The 4,861-nt window shown below is 71.0% G+C and carries 4 protein-coding genes; all 4 read left to right on the top strand.

Going from position 1 to position 4,861, the window contains the following annotated elements; translation table 11 throughout:
- Window positions 1-5: 5 nt before the first annotated feature.
- Window positions 6-1,055 carry a sugar ABC transporter permease gene (locus tag E1193_RS30135; RefSeq protein ID WP_132186531.1) on the top strand — a complete coding sequence of 350 codons (1,050 nt, stop codon included), beginning with the start codon at window positions 6-8 and terminating at the stop codon, window positions 1,053-1,055.
- Between the two features lies 1 nt (window position 1,056).
- A complete protein-coding gene (locus E1193_RS30130; RefSeq protein WP_132186529.1) occupies window positions 1,057-2,016 on the top strand; it encodes a carbohydrate ABC transporter permease in 960 nt (319 codons plus the stop codon).
- A 64-nt stretch (window positions 2,017-2,080) separates the two neighbouring features.
- A complete protein-coding gene (locus E1193_RS30125; protein WP_132186528.1) occupies window positions 2,081-3,145 on the top strand; it encodes a LacI family DNA-binding transcriptional regulator in 1,065 nt (354 codons plus the stop codon).
- Window positions 3,146-3,187: 42 nt separating this feature from the next.
- Entirely contained in the window at window positions 3,188-4,858 is a 1,671-nt protein-coding gene (locus E1193_RS30120; protein WP_132186530.1) for a glycoside hydrolase family 13 protein, read from the top strand.
- The last annotated feature ends 3 nt before the right edge of the window (window positions 4,859-4,861 follow it).

The following is a 4,861-nucleotide window of genomic DNA, read 5'->3' as shown; positions in this document are numbered from 1 at the left end:
GGTCGATGGAGTTCGACTTCGCGGCGGAACAGCCGAAGTTCCTCATGCTGATGTACGGGCTGATCGCTTTCGTCGCGGTGGTGGGCGGCCTGCTCCTGCTCCTCGACGTGGTGCCGGCCTGGTTCGCCCGCCGTCGGGAGGCACAGCTCGTGGCCGTCTCGGTCGGCGGCGCCCCGCTGCCTCGGCGACGCAGGCCGCAGGAGGGCCTGTTCGCCCTCTTCTTCCTGCTGCCGACGCTGCTGCTGCTCGCCGTCGGGCTGGTGGGGCCGGCGATCCGCACCACCCTGCTCTCCTTCATGGACGCCGGCAGCGACAACTGGGTGGGCCTGCGCAACTACGGGTGGATGTTCACCGAGGACTCGATCGTCCGGGTCCTGATCAACACCCTGATCTGGGTGATCCTGGTCCCGCTGGTGGCCACCTCGTTCGGCCTGCTCTACGCGGTGCTGGTGGACAAGGCCCGGGGCGAGGCGGTGGCCAAGTCCCTGATCTTCCTGCCGATGGCCATCTCGTTCGTCGGCGCCAGCATCATCTGGAAGTTCGTCTACGCGTACCGGGGCGAGGACCAGGAGCAGATCGGCCTGCTCAACCAGATCGTGGTCAGCCTGGGCGGTGAGCCGAGGTTCTTCCTTCAGGAGAGCCCGCTCAACACGCTGCTACTGATCGTCATCATGGTGTGGATCCAGGCCGGCTTCGCGATGGTGGTGCTCTCCGCCGCCATCAAGGCGATCCCGGCGGACATCGTGGAGGCGGCCCGCCTCGACGGCGTCAGCCCCTGGCAGATGTTCTGGCAGATCACCATGCCGACCATCCGGCCGGCGCTGATCGTGGTGGTGGTGACGCTGTCGATCGCCACGCTCAAGGTCTTCGACATCGTCCGCACCGCGACCAACGGCAACTACGACACCAGCGTGATCGCCAACGAGATGTACAACCAGGCGTTCCGGTACGGCCAGAACGGGCAGGGCTCGGCGCTGGCGGTCTTCCTGTTCATCCTGGTCGTCCCGATCGTGATCTACCAGATTCGCAACCTGCGTCAGCAGCGGGAGGGCTGAGATGACCACCGCCACGCCCACTGTTCCGACCGGCGCCCAGGCGACCGGGAAGACCGTCGCCGGCCGGGTCCGCAAGCGGCTGAACAGCCGTACCGCCACGCTGGTCTCGATCGTGATCGCCGTGCTCTGGACGGTCCCCACCTTCGGGCTCCTCATCTCCTCGTTGCGGCCCGAGGATCAGATCAAGAGCACCGGCTGGTGGACCGCTTTCAGCGACCCGCAGTTCACCCTGGAGAACTACCAGGAGGTGCTGTTCGGCAGCTCGGCGTCATCGGGACAACTGATCAGCTACTTCATCAACTCGCTGGCGATCACCATCCCGTCGGTGCTGTTCCCGATCGCCTTCGCCGCGCTGGCCGCGTACGCGCTGGCCTGGATCAACTTCCGCGGGCGGGACTGGCTCTACATCGCGATCTTCGCGTTGCAGATCGTGCCGCTGCAGATGGCCCTGGTGCCGCTGCTGAAGTTTTTCTCCACCGGCGTCACCGTCGCCGGCGTCACCCTGATGCCGGCCTGGGACCTGGTGGACGAACAGAAGTTCGCCCAGGTGTGGTTCGCGCACACCTGCTTCGCGCTGCCGTTCGCCGTCTACCTGCTGCACAACTTCATCTCGCAGCTCCCGGGCGACCTGATGGAGGCGGCCCGGGTCGACGGGGCCGGCCACCCGAAGATCTTCCGCACCATCGTCCTGCCGCTGATCACCCCGGCGCTGGCCGCGATCGGCATCTTCCAGTTCCTCTGGGTCTGGAACGACCTGCTGGTCGCGCTGATCTTCGCCGGCGGCGGCAACGAGACCGCACCGCTCACCGTCCGGCTGGCCGAGATGGCCGGCACCCGGGGCAACGAGTGGCAGCGGCTCACCGCGGGCGCGTTCGTCTCGATCGTCGTACCGCTTATCGTGTTCCTGTCCCTGCAGCGCTACTTCGTGCGCGGCCTGCTCGCCGGCAGCGTCAAGGGCTGACGTCGGACCGCCGCCGCCCGGCGTGCCGGGCGGCGGCGGTGCCGTCGTGGCGTGAGGGAACACCATGACCAGGATTGATGACGTCGCCCGACTCGCCGGGGTCTCGACCGCCACCGTCTCCCGGGCGCTGCGCGGGCTGCCGACGGTCTCCGCCGCGACGCGCCTGCGGGTGCTCGCCGCCGCCGAGCAGCTGGAGTACGCGGTCTCGCCGAGCGCCTCCCGGCTGGCCGGCGGCCGGACCGGGACGGTGGCCGTGGTGGTCCCCCGGATCACCCGGTGGTTCTTCGCCACCGTCGTCGAGGCGGCCGAGGAGTTCCTCCACGGGGCCGGCTACGACCTGCTGCTCTACAACCTGGGCGGCCGGGAGCAGGTCCGCCAGCGGGTGCTGCGCACCGCCAACCTGCACAAGCGGGTGGACGGCATCATGCTGGTCGCCACCCCGCTGCGGCCGGCCGACCTGACCGCGCTGGCCCGGCTGGACCTGCCCGGGATCACCATCAGCTCCGGCAGCCACGTGCCGGGCTGGCCCTGCGTCCGCATCGACGACGTGGCGGCCGCCCGGGCCGCCACCCGGCACCTGCTCGACCTGGGGCACCGCCGGATCGCGCACGTCTCCGGCGACCCGGAGGACGAACTCGCCTTCACCACCCACCTGGACCGCCGCCGCGGCTACCGGGAGGCGCTGCGCGCGGCAGGCATCACCCCGGACCCGAGCCTCGACGTCGAGTCCCAGTTCAGCATCTGCGGCGGCACCCGGGCCACCGCAGAACTGCTCGCCCGCGGTGAGCCACCCACCGCGATCTTCGCCGCCTGCGACGAGATGGCGATGGGCGCGATCAGCGCGCTGCGTGACGCCGGCCTGCGCGTCCCGCAGGACGTCAGCGTGATCGGCGTCGACGGCCACGACCTGGCCGGCGTGCTGGGGCTCAGCACCATCGCCCAGCCCGCCGCCGAGCAGGGGCGGCTCGCCGCCCGGCTGCTGCTCGACCCGCTCGGCGGGTGCGGCGGCGAGCCGTTCCCGGGGCCGGCGCAGCCGCCACGCGCCGATGGCGACGGCACGCCCCGCCCGGTGATCCTGCCCACTCGGCTGGTGGTGCGGGAATCGACCGCCCCACCCGGGGCACACTGAACGGATTCGACCCACTTGACGGCTCGACCCAGGGAGCACGCACTGAACACCGACGCGACGCAGCAGGGACAGCCCGCCGGACCGGCCACCGGGTGGTGGACCGAAGCCGTGATCTACCAGATCTACCCGCGCTCGTTCGCCGACTCCGACGGCGACGGCATGGGTGACCTGCCGGGCATCACCGCGCGACTCAACCACCTCGTCGAGTTGGGGATCGACGCGGTCTGGCTGTCGCCGTTCTACCCGTCGCCACAGGCCGACGCCGGGTACGACGTGGCCGACTACCGGGACGTCGACCCGTTGTTCGGAGAGCTGTCGGACGCCGACCGGTTGATCGGCGAGGCGCACGCCAGTGGGCTCAGGGTCATCGTCGACCTGGTGCCGAACCACACCTCCTCCGCCCACCGCTGGTTCGCCGAAGCGCTGGCCGCCGCGCCGGGCAGCCCACAGCGGGCCCGCTACATCTTCCGTGACGGCCTGGGCCCCGACGGCGACCAGCCGCCGAACGACTGGCAGAGCGTGTTCGGCGGCCCGGCCTGGACCCGGGTCACCGAGCCGGACGGGCGCCCCGGCCAGTGGTACCTGCACCTGTTCGACACCGGTCAGCCTGATCTCAACTGGGACAACCCACAGGTCCGGGCGGAGTTCCTGGACGTGCTGCGGTTCTGGCTGGACCGGGGCGTGGACGGCTTCCGGGTGGACGTGGCGCACGGCCTGATCAAGCAGGCCGACCTGGCGAACTGGGAGGAGCCGCAGGAGATCCTCTCCGGCCAGGAGGTGGACAGGCCGCGGCCTCCGATGTGGGACCAGGACAGCGTGCACGAGATCTACCGGGACTGGCGCCGGCTGCTCGACGAGTACCCCGGCGAGCGGATCCTCGTCGCCGAGGCCTGGGTGGAACCGGCCGAGCGGCTGGTCCGCTACGTCCGGCCGGACGAGATGCACCAGGCGTTCAACTTCGAGTACCTGCTGGCGGCGTGGACCGCGCCCGCCCAGTACGCGGTCATCACGCGTTCCCTGGAGGCCACCGACGCGGTCGGTGCGCCGACGACCTGGGTGCTGTCCAATCACGACGTGGTCCGGCACGCGTCCCGGCTGGGCCTGACCACCGGTGGCGGGCGGCGCAACGGCATCGGCGTCGGCGATCCGCAGCCGGACGTCGCGCTGGGATTGCGCCGGGCCCGCGCGGCCAGCCTGCTGATGCTGGCGCTGCCCGGTTCCGCCTACCTCTACCAGGGCGAGGAGTTGGGCCTGCCGGAGCACACCACGCTGCCGGACGAGGCCCGGCAGGATCCGACCTGGGCACGCAGTGGGCACACGCAGCGCGGCCGGGACGGCTGCCGGGTGCCGATCCCGTGGGAGGCCGACGCCCCGTCATACGGTTTCGGGCCGACCGACGCGAGTTGGCTGCCCCAGCCGCCGTCCTGGGCCGAGTACGCCCTGGACCGGCAGCGCGGCGTGTCCGGCTCGACGTACGAGATGTACCGCACCGCGCTGCGGCTGCGCCGCGAGCACGGGCTGGGCCGAGGTCCGCTGGAGTGGCTCTCTTCCGGCGACCAGGTGCTGGCCTTCCGCAACCGCGGACTCACCGTGCTGACCAATTTCGGTGCCGCGCCGGTGCCCGCGCCGGCCGGCGAGGTGCTGCACAGCAGCGCCCCCCTCACCGACGACGGCCGCGTCCCCACCGACGTCACGGTCTGGGTCCGCCCCTGACCC

It is taken from the genome of Micromonospora sp. KC606, assembly GCF_004348675.1.
GTDB lineage: Bacteria > Actinomycetota > Actinomycetes > Mycobacteriales > Micromonosporaceae > Micromonospora.
The sequence above is the reverse complement of the archived record's forward strand: the minus strand, read 5'-3'. Positions and strand labels throughout refer to the sequence as shown.